This window comes from Streptomyces sp. NPDC002574 (assembly GCF_042889545.1).
In the GTDB taxonomy this organism is placed as follows: domain Bacteria; phylum Actinomycetota; class Actinomycetes; order Streptomycetales; family Streptomycetaceae; genus Actinacidiphila.
Genome location: NZ_JBIARB010000001.1, coordinates 392,166 through 408,785 on the forward strand (window position 1 = coordinate 392,166; position 16,620 = coordinate 408,785).

Below are 16,620 nucleotides of genomic sequence, written 5' to 3' on the forward strand. Positions count from 1 at the left end.
TCCCCCACGATGGGGGGACCGGCCCTCGTCGTCTACCGCGCGGCTCAGGACTCGAAGGGGTCGAAGCCCTCGAACTCCAGGTCCGGATCGCTGTATTCGGCGTCGCGGTCCTTGCGCCGCTGCGCGGCCGGCCGCGGTGCGTCGAAGCGGTGGTCCTCGCCGCGGCGGCCGAGCATCTCGGCGCCGGCGGCCATGGTGGGCTCCCAGTCGAAGACGACCGCGTCCTCGGTGCCGCCGATGACGACCTCGTCGCCCTCGCGGGCACCGGCCTTGACGAGCTGCTCCTCGACCCCGAGGCGGGCGAGCCGGTCGGCGAGGTAGCCGACGGCCTCGTCGTTGGAGAAGTCGGTCTGGCGCACCCAGCGTTCGGGCTTCTCGCCGAGCACCCGGTAGAAGCCGTCCTCGGCCACGACGGTGAAGCCGGCGTCGTCCACGGCCTTGGGCCGGATGACGACGCGGGTGGCCTCCTCGACCGGCTTGGCCGCCCGCGCCTCGGCGACGATGCCGGCAAGCGCGTACGACAGCTCCCGCAGGCCCTTGTGGGCGACGGCGGAGACCTCGAAGACCTGGTAGCCGCGGGACTCCAGCTCGGGGCGGACCATGTCGGCCAGCTCCTGCCCGTCGGGGACGTCCACCTTGTTGAGCACGACGACCCGCGGCCGGTCGCCCAGACCGCCGTACGCCTTCAGCTCCTCCTCGATCGTGTCGAGGTCGGAGACCGGGTCGCGCTCGGACTCCAGCGTGGCGGTGTCCAGGACGTGCACGAGGACGCTGCAGCGCTCGACGTGCCGCAGGAACTCCAGCCCCAGCCCGCGGCCCTGGCTCGCACCGGGGATCAGGCCGGGGACGTCCGCGATGGTGTAGACGGTGGATCCGGCGGTGACCACGCCCAGGTTGGGCACGAGCGTGGTGAACGGGTAGTCGGCGATCTTGGGCTTGGCGGCCGACATGACGGAGATGAGCGAGGACTTGCCCGCGCTCGGGTAGCCGACCAGCGCCACGTCGGCGACGGTCTTGAGCTCCAGGATGATGTCCTGGTCCTTGCCCGGCTCGCCGAGCAGCGCGAAGCCGGGCGCCTTGCGGCGGGCGGAGGCCAGCGCCGCGTTGCCGAGGCCGCCGCGGCCGCCCTGGCCGGCGATGAAGGTGGTGCCGTGGCCGACGAGGTCGGCGAGCACATTGCCCTGCTTGTCCAGGACGACGGTGCCGTTCGGCACCGGCAGGACCATGTCCGTGCCGTCCTTGCCGGAGCGGTTGCCGCCCTCGCCGGGCTTGCCGTTGGTCGCCTTGCGGTGGGGGCTGTGGTGGTAGTCGATGAGCGTGGTGACCGCCTGGTCGACGACCAGCATCACGTCACCGCCCCGCCCGCCGTTGCCACCGTCGGGGCCACCCAGCGGTTTGAATTTCTCCCGGTGCACGGAGGCGCAGCCATGGCCCCCGTTACCCGCGGCGACGTGCAGCTCGACGCGGTCCACGAAGGTTGTCATGCCGTCTTCCTCCTCAACGTGCTGTTATGTGCTGATACCTGTGGTGCAACGCGCCGAGGGCGGACCTGCTTCCCGCCCGGGAAGCAGCGTCCGCCCTCGGTGATGTCGTACGCGTGCGATCGCTCAGGCGACCGGAACGACGTTCACGACCTTGCGACCACGGCTGGTGCCGAACTCGACCGCACCGGCGGCGAGGGCGAACAGCGTGTCGTCCTTGCCACGGCCGACGCCCGCGCCGGGGTGGAAGTGGGTGCCGCGCTGGCGGATGATGATCTCACCGGCGTTCACGACCTGGCCGCCGAAGCGCTTGACGCCGAGCCGCTGGGCATTGGAGTCGCGACCGTTCCGAGTGGACGATGCGCCCTTCTTGTGTGCCATCTCTCTTCAGTCCCTTACTTCGCAGCGGCGGGGATGCCGGTGATCTTCAGCGCCGTGTACTGCTGGCGGTGACCCTGACGACGGCGGTAGCCGGTCTTGTTCTTGTACCGCAGGATGTCGATCTTCTGGCCCTTGTGGTGGTCGACGATCTCGGCCTGGACCTTGATCCCGGCCAGCACCCACGGGTCGCTGGTGACGGCTTCGCCGTCGACCACGAGCAGGGTCGAGAGCTCGACCGCGTCGCCCACCTTGCCCGTGGAAATCTTGTCAACCTCAACGATGTCGCCGACGGCCACCTTGTGCTGGCGGCCACCGCTGCGCACGATTGCGTACACGCGGAACTCACTCTCTCGCTCGGATCGTCACTCCTGACGCCAGCCGTCCCTGCGGAGCTCGGGGGGCCTCTCCCGGCCGGAGCCGGAAGGGAGGTGCTCAGGAATGGGCGCTAAAACGCCGAAGGTCAAGGTTACGGGGCGCCTCCGATGGGGTCAAACCGGGATGCGCGCGGCGGGAGACGCGCCGCGGGCCGCCCCCCGGTAGGGAGACGGCCCGCGTGCGGTGACCCTGGGTCAGGACGCCTCGGTGGGCGCCTCGGCCGTGGCCTTGGCGGCGGACTTCTTCGTCGCCGTCTTCTTGGCCGCGGTCTTCTTCGCGACCGTCTTCTTCGCGGCGGCCTTCTTCGCCGGGGCCTTCTTGGCCGCGGTCTTGCGCGGGGCCCGCTTCTTGGGCTCCGCCTCGGCCTCGGCGTCCTCGACCGGTTCCGCGGTCACGTCCGCCGGCTGCGCGTCGCCGGCCGGGATGACCACCACAGCGGCCTCGGCGTCGGCGCTGGGCGGGCCGGAGGGGGCGGACACCTTGCGCGTGGCACGGCGGCGCGGCGCGGGCGGCGCGACCTCGGCGGTCTCCACGACGGGCTCCGGCTCGGCGGCCGGGGCCTGCTCGGCGACCGGCTCCGCAGCGGCCGGGACGACCACCGTCTCGGCCTCGCCGGCCGGGGCGCTGGGCGCGCTGACCTTGCGGGTCGCACGACGCCGGGTACGGGCCGGGGGTGCCGCCTCCGGGACGGCTTCCTGGACCGGCTCGACGACCGCTGCGGCCTCCGCCGCCTGCGGCTCGGTGGCCTGGATCACGGCCGGGACGACCGTGACGACCTCCGCCGTGGCGTCGGGCGAGCTCACCGGGGCGGTGACCCGCCGCGACGCGCGCCGACGGGAACGCCGGCCGGCCGCCGCCTCGGCCTCGGCCGGGCTGCTGAACCACTCGTCGTCCGCGCCCATCGCGGGCACCAGATCGGCCTCGGTGACCGCGACCGGCTCCAACTCGGGGAGCTCCTCGGTCTCGTCTGCCTCGACCTCGGTGACGCCGCCCGCCTCCGCGGCCGCCGGCTCCTCGCCGCCGCCGCGACGGCGCTTGCGCTTGCCGCCGCCGCCGACCGCCGTGGCCTGGTCCATGTGGACGATGACGCCGCGTCCGTTGCAGTGCACGCAGGTCTCGGAGAACGACTCCAGCAGACCCTGGCCGACCCGCTTGCGGGTCATCTGCACCAGGCCCAGCGAAGTGACCTCGGCCACCTGGTGCTTGGTCCGGTCCCGGCCCAGGCACTCCAGCAGACGGCGCATGACCAGGTCGCGGTTGGACTCCAGCACCATGTCGATGAAGTCGATCACGATGATGCCGCCCAGGTCGCGCAGCCGCAGCTGACGCACGATCTCCTCGGCCGCCTCCAGGTTGTTCCTGGTGACCGTCTCCTCCAGGTTGCCGCCCTGGCCGGTGAACTTGCCGGTGTTGACGTCGATGACGACCATCGCCTCGGTCCGGTCGATCACCAGCGAACCGCCGCTCGGCAGCCAGACCTTGCGGTCCAGCGCCTTCAGCAGCTGCTCGTCGATCCGGTACGTGGCGAAGACGTCGACCTCGGAGCTCCAGCGGCTCAGCCGGTCGCCGAGGTCCGGCGCGACGTTGGTGACGTAGTCGTGGACGGTCTCCCACGCGGTGTCGCCGCTGACGATGACCTTGGTGAAGTCCTCGTTGAAGATGTCGCGGACGACCCGGACGGTCATGTCCGGCTCGCCGTACAGCAGCGACGGCGCGTTGCCGGTCTTGGCCCGCTTCTGGATGTCCTCCCACTGCGACTGCAGCCGCTCGACGTCACGGCGCAGCTCGTCCTCGCTCGCGCCCTCGGCGGCGGTGCGCACGATGACGCCCGCGTCCTCGGGGACGATCTTCTTGAGGATCTGCTTCAGCCGGGCGCGCTCGGTGTCGGGCAGCTTGCGGCTGATGCCGGTCATCGAGCCCTCGGGCACGTAGACCAGGTAGCGGCCGGGCAGCGAGACCTGACTGGTCAGGCGGGCACCCTTGTGGCCGATCGGGTCCTTGGTGACCTGCACCAGGACCGGCTGGCCGGACTTCAGGGCCGCCTCGATGCGGCGCGGGCCGCCCGCCATGCCCAGCGCCTCGAAGTTGACCTCACCGGCGTACAGCACCGCGTTGCGGCCCTTGCCGATGTCCACGAACGCGGCCTCCATGGACGGCAGCACGTTCTGGACCTTGCCCAGGTAGACGTTGCCGACGTAGGAGGTGGCCTGCTCCTTGTTGACGTAGTGCTCGACGAGCACGCCGTCCTCCAGGACGCCGATCTGCGTCCGGTCGCCGTTCTCGCGCACGACCATGACGCGCTCGACCGCCTCGCGGCGGGCCAGGAACTCGGCCTCCGTGATGATCGGCACCCGGCGACGGCCCTGCTCGCGGCCCTCCCGGCGGCGCTGCTTCTTGGCCTCCAGACGCGTGGAGCCCTTGATGGACTGCACCTCGTCGACCGGCTCGGCGGCCTTGCGGGGCTCACGGATCTTCACGACCGTGCGCTCGGGCGCGTCCTCGCCCAGGGTCTCCTCGCCCGGGCCGTCACCGCCGCGACGGCGACGGCGGCGGCGACGGCGGCTGCTCGTGCTGTCGCCGGCCTGGTCCTCGTCGTCCTCGGCGTCCTCGTCGGCCTCGTCCTCCTCGCCGGCGGCGGCCTCGTCGCCCTCGGCGATCTCGCCGCGACGGCGACGGCGGCCACCGCGACGACGGCGGCGCGACGGACGGTCGCCCTCGTGGTCGTCGTCCGCCTCGTGCTCGTCGGTCTCGGTGTCGGCGTCGTCGTGCTCGTGGTCGTCGTCGTGCTCGTCGGCATGCTCGTCGGTGATCTCACCGCGGTGCGTGTCGGCGGCCTCGGTCACGACCGCCTCGGCGGGCTCGCCGCGGCGGCGACGACGGCGACGACGGCCGGCGCTCTCGGCGACGGGGTACTCGTCGGCGTCGTGCCCGTCGGCGTCGTGCTCGACGGAGTCGCTCTCGGGCTCGGCGGGCTGCTCGGCCTGCGGCCGATCCACCGGCGCGACACCGGGCGCCTGGAACACCGGCGCCTGGAACACCGCCATCGGGGGGCGGGTCGCGCGACGGCGGCCCCGCGTCGGCGCGGGCTCCTCCTCGACGGCGGCCTCCTCGGCCACGGGCTCCACGGCCGCGGGCCGCTCGGCGGCACGCACCTCGCCCTGGACCTCGACGACCACGCTGCCCGCGGGCACGCCGAAGGCCTCCGCCACGGCCTCGACGGCCTTGACGCGCGCCGCCTCGACGGTGTCGCCGTAGCCGCGGATCTCGTAGGCGTCCTCGACCTCGACGGCCCAGCCCGAACCGTCCTGGATGGCCTTCGCCGTGTAGGTGCGCCGCTGCGGGACGGCGGCCGCGGGGGCGGGAGCCTCGGGGGCCTCCGCCTGCGCGGTGGCCGCCTCCTCCTCACGCGGCGCGAGCGCGCCCGGCTTGAGGCGGCGCGAGCCGTCGTCGGCCGCGAGGAACGACGCGGCCGGAGCGGCACGCTTGCGGCTGCGGCGCGCCTTGGGCTGCTCCGCCTCCTGGGTCCGCTCCGCCTTCTCGGCCCGGCCGCGCCGGCTGCCGGCCGGCTCCTGCAGCGCCTTGGCGGGCGCGTCCGCGGCGGCCGCGATCTCGGCGGGAGCCGGGGACGCGTCCGCGGCCGGCTCGGGGCTGGCCACCTTCCGGGTCGCACGACGCCGCGTGCGCGCCGGGGCGGCGGACGGCTCGGCCTGCTCCGCAGCGGGCGCGGTCTCCGCGTGCAGCGGCAGGTCCGCCTGAAGTTCCTTGGCCTGCGTGTCGGCGGCCTCGGCCGGCGCCTCGGTCGCGACCGGCTCGGGGCTGGCCACCTTCCGGGTCGCACGACGCCGCGCACGGGGCGGGGCGGCGGACGGCTCGGCCTGCTCCGCAGCGGGCGTGCCTTCCACCGGCACGGTCTGCGGGGACGCGATGTCCTCCGGTACCTCGGCGGTCTGCGCCGGTGCGGCCGTCTTGCGCGTGGCGCGACGGCGGGCCGGAGCCGGGGCGGCCTCCGCCGCGTCTCCCGGTGTCGCGTCGCCGGACGCGGTCTCTTCCGGCCGGATCTCCGGCGCCACGGCCTTGCGGGTGGCCCGGCGGCGGGTGCGCGGGGGTGCGGCCTCCGCGTCGGCGGGCGCCTCGGCCGGTATGGCCGGAGTCCCGGCGGGCGCGTCGGCCGCCTCGGGGGCGTTCACGGCGCCGGCGGGCGGACCCGCGGGCCGTGAGGCCGCGCGGCGCCGGCGGCGCGGAGCGGCCGTCGCCTCGCTCTCGGTGCCACCGGTGCCACCGGTGGCAGTTCCAGGGGCGCCGTTCTCGGGCGCCTCGTTCGGCTCGTTGTTCTCGAGCATGCGGGCATTTCTCCCGTCACGCTCCCGGGCGCCGCGCCCTGATCCGGTCCACGGCGGCCCGCGTCTTCGCGGTGCCGCCGCCCGGGGGCGCGGGCGCCACACGGGAGCTGTCGTATCGCTCGTCGGCACCGCCCTGACGGGCCGACGAAAGTCTCGTCTGATGCGTACTGCCGGTTCCGGGTCACCCCGAACGCCTCGGCGGCACAAACGACGGCAGTCCTACGCTGAGCCTTCCGGTACCGTCGCGGCATCGCGGTCAGGCGCGAGCGGATCGGTCACCGTGCCGGTCTCCTCGTCGAGCGGCCCCTGCGCCAGCCTGGTCACCGCTGCGGGGACCGGCGGCGCGAGGTCGGCCACCGCACGGAGGCCGGACAGGACGTCGTCGGGTCGCACGGCAGGTGTCAAATGCCGAACAACCAGCCGCAGTATCGCACAAGGTGCTGGCCCAGGCCTATCGGCACCCTGTTCGAAGGCGCCGTCATGGGCCCCGGCTACCTGCGGGTCCACCACTTCGAGCCGGATCACGGCGCCGCGCGCGTCGAAACTGCGCACGCCGTTCTTCGTCATCCGCTGGACCTCGACGGTCCCGGCGGCGAGGAACGCGGCCGCCGCGCGTTCGGCGTCGGCCCGCTCCACACCGTCCAGCCGCAGCTGCCACACCGACGCCTCCAGCCGCTCGGCGAGACCCGAGGTGCGGGCCTCCACGGCGTCGACGACGTCGAGACCGCCCGGAAGCGACTCGTCCAGCAGCAGGCGCAGTTTCTCCGGCTCACGGGCCTCGGCGAGCGCGATCTCCAAGTACTCGGCCTCGCTGCCGACGCCGGTGGGTGCGGCGTTCGCGTAGGAGACCTTGGGGTGCGGGGTGAAACCGGCCGAGTACGCCATGGGCACCTCGGCACGCCGCAGCGCCCGCTCGAATGCGCGCTGGAAGTCGCGGTGGCTGGTGAACCGGAGGCGGCCGCGCTTGGTGTAGCGCAGTCGGATGCGCTGCACCGCGGGTGCGGGCGGCGGGCCTTCGGGCTGTCGCTTGCCCAGTGTCGTTCAGTCCCTCGTGCGTCTGGTCGCCCCGAGTGGGGCTGCTTGTCGTCTTCCAGGTTACTGGGGGTTCCGGACTTCCGAATCCGCACGGCGCACCACGGGCCCCGGACACCGTCCCGTACCCCATGTGCCGTCGGATGCCCACCCCGCACCATGCGCCCGACGGGCACCACGCGCGCCGCCGAACGGCGCCCGGGGATCGCCCGCGTCACACCAGGAAACGCATCTTGCCCCCGGTGGCGCCCTCCAGGACCCCACCGTTGGCCTCGATGACCCTCCGCGAGGCCACGTTGCCGGCGTCGCAGGTGACCAGGGCTGGATCGAGGCCGAGTTGGCGGACCAGCGGCAGGGCGGCGCGGAGCATGGCGGTCGCGTGCCCCCTGCGCCGGGCGGACGGCCGGACGTCGTAGCCGACGTGTCCGAGCAGTTCACCCCAGGGCGGGGTCAGTTGCGGGCGGACGGAGAGCCGGCCGAGGAAGGCGTCGCCGTCCACGTACCAGTACGTCACGCACAGGTCGACCGGGTCGCGGGTCGGGCCCCGCACGTCCGCCACGTGCTCGGCGAAGACCGCCGGGTCCCGCCAGCGGTCGCCGTACTCGCGCAGCGCGTTCCCGATCGCCGAGATCTCGCCCCGGGCGCCGCGTCCCTCGGCCCTGAACTCCTCCATCGCGGCGACGTAGGACGCGTGGACGGCGGTGGTGGGACGCACGAGTGAGGGCGGCACGGCCCCAGTCTGCGTCACCTCCGGGCCGACGGCTCAGCCGGGCACGTCCATTCGCTGGGTCCCGACGACCGACAGAAGACGCAGGGCCTCCTCGGCCGGCGATCCGGGGTCGGCGGTGTAGATGACGACGTGCTGGTCGCGGTCGGAGAGATCCAGCACGTCGCAGTTGACGGTGACCGTGCCGACCAGCGGGTGGCGCAGCGTCTTGCGCAGGTTCAGCTCGCCGGTCACGTCGTGGGACTCCCACAGCCGGGTGAACTCGTCGCTGCCGGCGAGGAGTTCGGCCACCAGCTCGGACACCTCGGGATCGTCGGGGTAGCGGGCGGCGGCGGCCCGCAGCCTGCGGGTGGAGAAGCGGGCGAAGGCCTCCACGTCCGACAGCCCGTACAGCCGGCGGCCCCCCGCCCCGAGGAACAGGCGGCGCACCAGGTTGCGGTCGCGCCGCGGCAGGGCGGAGAAGTCCTCCAGGAGCGCGGCCGCGAGGTCGTTCCAGGCGATCACCTCGTACATCGCGGACATCACGAGCGCGGCGGCGTTCGGGAGCCGGTCCAGCAGGTCGAGGATGCTCTGCCGCACCTCCCGCGGGGGCCCGGCGGGAGGCGCCGCGGGGGCGCCGAGGGCGAGGTGGTGGAGGTGGTCGCGCTCGGCGTCGGACAGACGCAGGGCGCGGGTCAGCCCGGCCAGCACCTCGCGCGACGGGCGCGGGGCCCGGGCCTGTTCCAGCCGGGTGTAGTACTCCGTCGAGATGAAGGCCAGTTGCGCCGCCTCCTCGCGGCGCAGCCCCGGTGTGCGGCGGCGCGTGCCGGCGGGCAGGCCCACGTCCGCGGGGCTGATCCGCTCGCGGCGGCTGCGCAGGAAGTCCCCCAGTTCTCGTCTGTCCACCCCTCCAGTGTGCGCGGGTGCGCCCCGACCAGCCAGGTACCGCCCGTGCCTGGATGGGCCGCTCGGCCGGCCGCAGGCTCGCCGGTATGAACGAGACGACAACGACCCTCACCTCCACCTCCGCGACCGGGCAGGGCCTGCTGGCCGGCAAGGTCGCCTTCGTCACCGGCGCCGGACGGGGCATCGGCGCCGCCGCGGCTCGGCTGTTCGCCCGCGAGGGGGCCGCGGTGGTGCTCGCGGCCCGCACGGAGACCCAGCTCAAGACGGTGACCGAGGAGATCCGCGCGGCGGGCGGCACCGCCGACCACGTCGTGTGCGACCTGGCCGACGCCGCGAGCGTGCGCGCCGCCGTCGACCGTGTCGTGGATCTCCACGGCCGTCTGGACGCCGCCTTCAACAACGCCGCCACCATCGTGCCGCCCGGCCCGATGGACCGGGTGGCCGAGGAGGACTTCGACCGCGTCTACGCGGTGAACCTGCGCGGCACCTGGCTGGCCATGGCGGCCGAGGTCGCCGCGATCCGGGCCACCGCGGGCACCGGCGCCATCGTCAACAACTCCAGCGTCGGCAGCTGGGGCGCCAATCCGGAGCTGCCCGTCTACGGCGCGCTGAAGCGCGCGGTCAACAGCCTCACCGAGTCCGCCGCCGTGACGTACGGACCCGAGGGCATCCGTGTCAACGCCGTCGCCCCCGGCACCACGCTGACCGAGATGATCCGCGAGTGGGAGCACGACTCCCCCGGCGTGGTCGAGCGGCTGGGCGCCATGACCCCGCTCCGCCGCGCCGCCGAGCCCGCGGAGATCGCCGAGGCCGCCGCCTGGCTGCTCAGCGACCGCGCCTCCTTCGTCACCGGCGCCGTTCTGCGTGTCGACGGCGGCATCCGCGTGTGAGAGCGGGCACACGGCGCGGGCCGGCCCCGGCACACCGCCGGGGCCGGCCCGTGATCCGCCTCACGCGGTGACGGCCGTCGTCTCCGCGTCCGGGTCGGCGCCCTCCAGGTACTCCTCGGAGATCTCCTTCGGCCCGAAGGGCCAGACCTTCTCGTACGCCGCCCAGCCCACGAAGGCGACGCAGCCCAGGGCGACCCACGCCAGCGACCATTCGATCGGGTGGCGGCCGGGGGAATTGGTGTCGGCGTACCCGTAGATGACGAGCCAGCCGACGAGCGCGACCAGCCCCGGGAGCGGGTACAGCCACATCCGGTAGGGCCGGCGCAGCCCCGGCTGGCGGCGGCGGAGCACGGTGACGGCGAGCACCTGGGCGAGTGCCTGGACGATCACCATGACCGCGGTCAGGAGCTGGATCAGAGTGGCCAGGTCGGTGTGGCGGCCGATGAGGAAGCCGATGCCGGTGATGACGCCCATCGTGGCCAGCCCCAGCACCGGGAAGCGGTGCTTGGCGTGCAGCTTGCCGTAGGGCCGGAAGAAGACCCGCTCGCGCGCGGCGTCGTAGGGCACCCGCGAGCCCCCGAGGAGCCCGGCGAAGACCGACGCGAAGGCGGTGATCAGGATGAGCACGGTGACCACCTGGGCGGCACCCTTGCCCCACGTCTGCTCCAGGACCGCGGAGGCCACGGACGAGGAGGCGATGTCGCCGGGATCGGTCATGCGGTGCCAGTCGACGACCCCGAGGGTGCCGATCTGCAGCAGCAGGTAGATCGCCATGATGCCGAGGATCGAGAAGACGATGGAGCGCGGCAGGGTGCGGCCGGGGTCCTTGACCTCGGCGCCCATGTACGCGGTGGTGTTGTAGCCGAGGTAGTCGTAGATGCCGATGGTCAGGCCCGCCGCGAAGCCGGTCCAGAAGTGACTGCTCGTCAGCTCGAAGGCGTGGGCGGGGTAGGTGAACGCCTGGTGGGCGTCGAAGTGCGTGAACGCGGCGACGATGACCAGCAGCACCGAGGCGATCATCAGGCACCACATGACGGCGGTGAGCCGGGCGATGTACTCGATGCCGCGCCACAGCAGCAGGACCACGACCGCGATCAGCACGAGCCCGACGACGTCGCCCGTGGTCCTGCCCATGTCCGGGGCCAGGTAGCCCAGGTACTGGACGAAGCCGACGACCCCGGTGGACATGATCAGCGGGATGAAGAGCATCGCCGTCCACACGAACAGGAACGGCATCAGCTTGCCCGAGCGGTACTGGAACGCCTGCCGCAGATACACGTAACTCCCGCCGGAACCCGGCATGGAGGCGCCGAGTTCGGCCCAGACCAGGCCGTCGGCGAGGGCGAGCACCGCACCGGCGACGAAGCCGATGACGGCCTGCGGACCGCCGAAGGCGGCCACCATGAGCGGGATGGTCACGAACGGGCCGATGCCGCACATCTGGCTCATGTTGATGGCGGTGGCCTGGAACAGGCCGATGCGTCGGACGAAGCCTCCTGCGGGGGGTGCACTGCCGGCCATGCGGGCCTCCGTGGGCTGGAGAGCGGGGGGACGTCGGGTCATCGCCTGGGCGCCGGGGCGTGATTAAGTTAAGTACCTTTACTTATGGCGTCAAGGGGTCCGGCCGAGGTGCATGAGAATGGTCCGATGAGCGGCAGCGACAGGGGCCCCGAGCCCTGGAACCAGCAGCGCCTGCGCAGCACCAACGAACGGCTGCTGCTCGACCGGCTGCGCAGCGAGGGCCCCGCCTCCCGCGCCCAACTCGCCCGCGGGACAGGGCTGTCCAAGCCGACCGTCTCCAGCGCCCTGGCCTCGCTGGAACAGCACGGACTGGTCCGCGAGGCCGGCCGGCACGTCCCCGAACGCGGCCGCGTCGCCGTCCTCTACGAACCCGACCCCGCCGCCGGCCACGCCCTCGGCATCGACATCGGCCGCGCCTGGCTGCGCGTCGCGCTCTGCGACCTCGACGGCACCGTCGTCGCCCGCGCCGACGCGCGCAACCGCGCCCGCAGTTCCGCCGCCATGGCCGAGCTCGTCGTCGCCACGGCGCGGGGCGTCGTGGCCGACTCCGGCGTCGCCCCCGCCGATGTCGCCCACGCCGTGGTCGCCACCCCCGGTGTCTACGACCCCGAGCAGCGCCGCGTCCGCTACGCCATGCACCTGCCCGGCTGGGGCCGCGCGGGCCTCTTCGACCGGATGCGCGAGGAACTGGGCGTCCCCCTGTCGGTGCACAACGACGCCAACCTCGCCGCGCTGGGCGAGTACACCTTCGGCGCCGGCGCGGGCAGCCGGCTCTTCGTCTACGTGATGATCGGCACCGGCCTCGGCATGGGCGTCGTCGCCGACGGCCGGCTGTTCACCGGCGCCCACGGCGCCGCCGGCGAGATCGGCTTCCTGCCCTGGCCCGGCCGGCAGAAACCGGACACCCTGGAGGACGCCGTCTCCGGCGACGCCGTCGTCCGCACCGCCCGCGCGCTCGGCATGACCGGCCCGCTCACCGCCAAGAAGGTCTTCGACGCCGCCCGCGCCGGGGACGCCGCGGCCGTCGCCGCCGTCCGTCAGGAGGGCGAGCGGCTCGCCCACACCGTCGCCGCCGTCGCCGCCGTCCTCGACCCCGACCTCATCGTCCTCGGCGGCGGGGTCGGCCACAGCGCCGACCTCCTCCTGAGCACCCTGCGCGAGTCACTGCGCGGCCTCACCCCGCTGCGCCCGCGCATCTCCCCCAGCTCCCTCGGTGAGGACGCCGTCCTCCTCGGCGCGGTCGCCACCGCCCTCGACCACGCCCGCGACGTCGTCTTCGACCGCCGCACCGCGCGGGACTGAGGTGGCCCGGACGGCCACGGGCCCGGGACACGGCGGTTGCCGTGTCCCGGGCCCGTGGGCGTGCTCCCGGGTGCCGGGGCGGGCGCGCTACTTGACGACCGTCAGCGGCAGCAGCTTCTTGCCGGTCGGGCCGATCTGGATGTGGGTGTCCATCTGCGGGCACACCCCGCAGTCGAAGCACGGCGTCCAGCGGCAGTCGTCGACCTCGGTCTCGTCGAGGGCGTCCTGCCAGTCCTCCCAGAGCCAGTCCTTGTCCAGGCCGGAGTCCAGGTGGTCCCACGGCAGGACCTCCTCGTAGGTGCGCTCGCGGGTGGTGTACCAGTCGAGGTCGACGCCCTGCTCCGGGAGCGCCTTCTCGCACATGCGGACCCAGCGGTCGTAACTGAAGTGCTCGCGCCAGCCGTCGAAGCGGCCGCCGTCCTCGTAGACGGCGCGGATGACGGCGCCCACGCGGCGGTCGCCGCGGGAGAGCAGTCCCTCGATGATGCCGGGCTTGCCGTCGTGGTAGCGGAAGCCGATGTTGCGGCTGTACTTGCGGTCGCCGCGGATGGAGTCGCGGAGCTTCTCCAGGCGGGCGTCGGTCTCCTCGACGCCGAGCTGCGGGGCCCACTGGAACGGGGTGTGCGGCTTGGGCACGAACCCGCCGATGGAGACCGTGCAGCGGATGTCGTTCTGGCCGGTGACCTCGCGGCCCTTCTGGATGACGTTCTTCGCCATGTCGGCGATCTGCAGGACGTCCTCGTCGGTCTCGGTGGGCAGACCGCACATGAAGTACAGCTTCACCTGGCGCCAGCCGTTGCCGTAGGCGGTGGCGACGGTGCGGATCAGGTCCTCCTCCGAGACCATCTTGTTGATGACCTTGCGGATGCGCTCGGAGCCGCCCTCGGGGGCGAAGGTGAGGCCGGAGCGGCGCCCGTTGCGGGTGAGTTCGTTGGCCAGGTCGATGTTGAAGGCGTCGACGCGGGTGGAGGGAAGGGACAGGCCGATCTTGTCCTCCTCGTACCGGTCGGCGAGGCCCTTGGCGACGTCGGCGATCTCGGTGTGGTCCGCGGAGGACAGCGACAGCAGGCCGACCTCCTCGAAGCCGGTCGCCTTCAGGCCCTTTTCGACCATCTCGCCGATGCCGGTGATGCTGCGCTCGCGCACCGGGCGGGTGATCATGCCGGCCTGGCAGAAGCGGCAGCCGCGGGTGCAGCCGCGGAAGATCTCCACGGACATGCGCTCGTGCACCGTCTCGGCGAGCGGGACCAGCGGCTGCTTGGGGTACGGCCACTCGTCGAGGTCCATGACCGTGTGCTTGGACACGCGCCACGGCACACCGGAGCGGTTGGGCACCATGCGGGCGATCCGGCCGTCGGCCAGGTACTCCACGTCGTAGAACTTCGGCACGTACACCCCGCCGGTGCGGGCCAGCCGGAAGAGCAGTTCGTCGCGGCCGCCGGGGCGGCCCTCGGCCTTCCAGGCCCGGATGACGTCGGTGATCTCCAGCACGGCCTGCTCGCCGTCGCCGATCACGGCCGCGTCCAGGAAGTCGGCGATCGGCTCGGGGTTGAACGCCGCGTGGCCGCCGGCGAGGACGACCGGGTCGTCCTCGGTGCGGTCCCGGGCCTCCAGCGGGATGCCCGCGAGGTCCAGGGCGGTGAGCATGTTCGTGTAGCCGAGCTCCGTGGAGAAACTGAGGCCGAGCACGTCGAAGGCCTTCACCGGACGGTGGGCGTCCACGGTGAACTGCGGGACGCCGTGCTCCCGCATCAGCGCCTCCAGGTCCGGCCAGACGCTGTAGGTGCGCTCGGCCAGCACGCCCTCGCGCTCGTTGAGCACCTCGTAAAGGATCATGACGCCCTGGTTGGGGAGCCCGACCTCGTAGGCGTCCGGGTACATCAAAGACCAGCGGACGTCACAGGAGTCCCAGTCCTTCACGGTGGAGTTCAGCTCTCCGCCGACGTACTGGATGGGCTTCTGAACGTGGGGGAGAAGCGCTTCCAGGCGAGGGAAGACCGACTCGACAGGCATGAGAGGTGTCTTTCGTGAGCTGGCAGGGTGGTGACCATTCAGCGTAACGCGTCACGGTCGGCTCCCCGGCCGTCCACGCATCCCCTCCACCGGCCCGGGAGGGGCCGCCGGAGGGGCGACTCACCCCGCGAGGCTGCCGCGGTCGGCCTTCTTCCAGGCCTTGGGCAGTGCGTCCTCCGCCGTGTCGGCGAGGTCGCGTTCGAGCTGGAACATCACACCGTAGGGGAAGGTGTCCTCGCCGGCCGTGCGGGCGTCGTCGGCGAGGCGGACGACGGCGTCACGGCAGATGACGCTGTCCTGGTGCTCGCCCAGGAGCTGCTGCACGGACTTCATGCGCTTGGTGTGCTTCTTGGCGGGCTTGCGCAGGCCGGGGGCGGCCTGGGCGGCCTCGCTGCTGTAGCGGGCGCGCTTGGCGGCCTTGCGGGCCTCGTGGAGGGCGAGGTCGCGCTCGTGGCCCCGCTCCATGGCGAGTGCGGGCTCGACGCGCTCGCGCAGGCGGCCGTGGTCCCGGCTGACGGCCTTCGCGGTGGCCTCGGCCGCCGGTGCCTTGGCGCGGTCGAGGTACGGCGGGGCGGCGAGCAGGGACTCGAGCGTGTCGAGCAGCCGGAAGTAGCGCGGCCCGCCGAGTTCCCGCAGGAGTTCCGCGCGGGCGCCCTCGTGGACGGGGGCGTCGCCTCCGACCCGTTCGGTCAGGTCGTCGGCGACGAGGTCGCCGGGCAGGTCGTCGAGGCGGTCCCGCAGGCGTTCCGCGAGCACCTCGCGGTCGCGCTCCAGGCCGAGGACCCCGGCCAGCCACTTCAGTTCGTCGCCGATCGGGTCGGTGGCCCCGCGGTCGAGTTCACGGCGGAAGCTCTTCAGGGCGCTGCGCAGCCGCCGGGTGGAGACCCGCATCTGGTGGACGGCGTCCGCCTCGTCGCGGCGGACGGCGGGGTCCCAGGCGGCGATGGCGTCGACCTGCTGGTGGACGTAGGTCATCGCCACGTCGCCGGCGGTGACGACGGACGCGGGCGGCGCGGACGGCCGGTGGGCCGCCTCCAGGCGGTCGCCGAGGGCGCGGGCGAGTTTGGAGGGGCTGTCGGAGCGCCGCAGCCCGGCCTTGGCGAGGCGTTTCTCCAGGGCGTCGAGCAGGGCCCTGCCGCCGTGGACGAGTTCGGCCTCCACCTCGTCCCAGCTGGTCTCCGAGGTGGGGTGCCCGCCGCTGTCGAGGACGGCGGCGGTGACGTGGTCGCGGGCGATCTCCAGCAGCGCGTCGCCGTGGGCGTCCAGCAGCCGGACCCGCTCGCGGGCGGTGCGCAGCCGCACGACGGGGACGAGTTCCCGGCCGCGGACGACGACGGCGATCTCGTCGGCGAGGGCCGCGGGGACGCGCGGGCCGCCCTTGCGTCCCTGCTTGCCGAGCGGCGCGTGGACCTCGGTGCGCGTGTCGGCGAGGGTCGTGGGCAGTTTCAGGTGCCAGCCCGCGTCGTCGCCCCCGCTGCGCCGCCGCAGGGTGACGCGCCGGGTCGCCAGGCGCAGGTCGGGGGTGTCGTAGTAGATCGCGTCGAGCTCGGCCGGTTCCATGACCCGGACGGACGCCACATCCGGCAGTCCGTCCAGATCGGGCTCCCTGCTCCGCCCGGCGGCCTCGTACTTGCGCTCGGTCTCCGCGACACGCTTTCCCATGCCTGGACCGT

At 73.2% G+C, this 16,620-nt stretch carries 12 protein-coding genes; 2 read left to right on the forward strand and 10 right to left on the reverse strand.

The annotated features are described in order from the left end of the window. Positions 1-44: 44 nt before the first annotated feature. The 7 genes from obgE to ACFYXS_RS01920 all read right to left on the reverse strand — a co-directional run bounded on the left by obgE (position 45) and on the right by ACFYXS_RS01920 (position 9,221). Positions 45-1,484: a GTPase ObgE gene (gene obgE / locus ACFYXS_RS01890; protein ID WP_389242716.1), complete on the reverse strand. Its 1,440-nt coding sequence runs from the start codon at positions 1,482-1,484 to the stop codon at positions 45-47. Between the two features lie 123 nt (positions 1,485-1,607). Continuing rightward, positions 1,608-1,862 (reverse strand): 50S ribosomal protein L27, encoded by a 255-nt coding sequence (gene rpmA, locus ACFYXS_RS01895; protein ID WP_319664657.1) that lies wholly within the window; start codon positions 1,860-1,862, stop codon positions 1,608-1,610. Between the two features lie 14 nt (positions 1,863-1,876). Continuing rightward, a complete protein-coding gene (gene rplU / locus ACFYXS_RS01900) occupies positions 1,877-2,197 on the reverse strand; it encodes a 50S ribosomal protein L21 (protein ID WP_319664658.1) in 321 nt (106 codons plus the stop codon). A gap of 234 nt (positions 2,198-2,431) precedes the next feature. After that, positions 2,432-6,577, reverse strand: a complete 4,146-nt coding sequence (locus ACFYXS_RS01905) for an Rne/Rng family ribonuclease (protein WP_389242719.1) — start codon at positions 6,575-6,577, stop codon at positions 2,432-2,434. A gap of 219 nt (positions 6,578-6,796) precedes the next feature. Continuing rightward, on the reverse strand, positions 6,797-7,570 hold the full coding sequence (locus ACFYXS_RS01910; RefSeq protein WP_389242721.1) for a TIGR03936 family radical SAM-associated protein: 774 nt from the start codon (positions 7,568-7,570) through the stop codon (positions 6,797-6,799). A gap of 253 nt (positions 7,571-7,823) precedes the next feature. Beyond that, positions 7,824-8,339, reverse strand: a complete 516-nt coding sequence (locus tag ACFYXS_RS01915) for a GNAT family N-acetyltransferase (protein ID WP_389242724.1) — start codon at positions 8,337-8,339, stop codon at positions 7,824-7,826. A 33-nt stretch (positions 8,340-8,372) separates the two neighbouring features. Further along, the gene (locus ACFYXS_RS01920) at positions 8,373-9,221 is read right to left on the reverse strand and encodes a helix-turn-helix transcriptional regulator (protein WP_389242726.1); all 849 of its coding nucleotides are present in this window, start codon (positions 9,219-9,221) and stop codon (positions 8,373-8,375) included. Positions 9,222-9,307: 86 nt separating this feature from the next. Here ACFYXS_RS01920 and ACFYXS_RS01925 point away from each other — a divergent pair, with 86 nt between their 5' ends. After that, positions 9,308-10,111, forward strand: a complete 804-nt coding sequence (locus ACFYXS_RS01925) for an SDR family NAD(P)-dependent oxidoreductase (protein ID WP_389242728.1) — start codon at positions 9,308-9,310, stop codon at positions 10,109-10,111. 60 nt (positions 10,112-10,171) lie between these two features. Here ACFYXS_RS01925 and ACFYXS_RS01930 read toward each other — a convergent pair whose 3' ends face one another. Beyond that, the gene (locus tag ACFYXS_RS01930) at positions 10,172-11,632 is read right to left on the reverse strand and encodes an APC family permease (protein WP_389242730.1); all 1,461 of its coding nucleotides are present in this window, start codon (positions 11,630-11,632) and stop codon (positions 10,172-10,174) included. Between the two features lie 126 nt (positions 11,633-11,758). Here ACFYXS_RS01930 and ACFYXS_RS01935 point away from each other — a divergent pair, with 126 nt between their 5' ends. Then, positions 11,759-12,934 carry an ROK family protein gene (locus ACFYXS_RS01935; RefSeq protein WP_389242732.1) on the forward strand — a complete coding sequence of 392 codons (1,176 nt, stop codon included), beginning with the start codon at positions 11,759-11,761 and terminating at the stop codon, positions 12,932-12,934. An 87-nt stretch (positions 12,935-13,021) separates the two neighbouring features. Here ACFYXS_RS01935 and ACFYXS_RS01940 read toward each other — a convergent pair whose 3' ends face one another. Both ACFYXS_RS01940 and ACFYXS_RS01945 read right to left on the reverse strand, forming a co-directional pair. Continuing rightward, entirely contained in the window at positions 13,022-14,947 is a 1,926-nt protein-coding gene (locus ACFYXS_RS01940) for a TIGR03960 family B12-binding radical SAM protein (RefSeq protein WP_389242734.1), read from the reverse strand. A gap of 120 nt (positions 14,948-15,067) precedes the next feature. Continuing rightward, a complete protein-coding gene (locus ACFYXS_RS01945) occupies positions 15,068-16,609 on the reverse strand; it encodes a CHAD domain-containing protein (RefSeq protein ID WP_389242736.1) in 1,542 nt (513 codons plus the stop codon). Positions 16,610-16,620 lie beyond the last annotated feature (11 nt).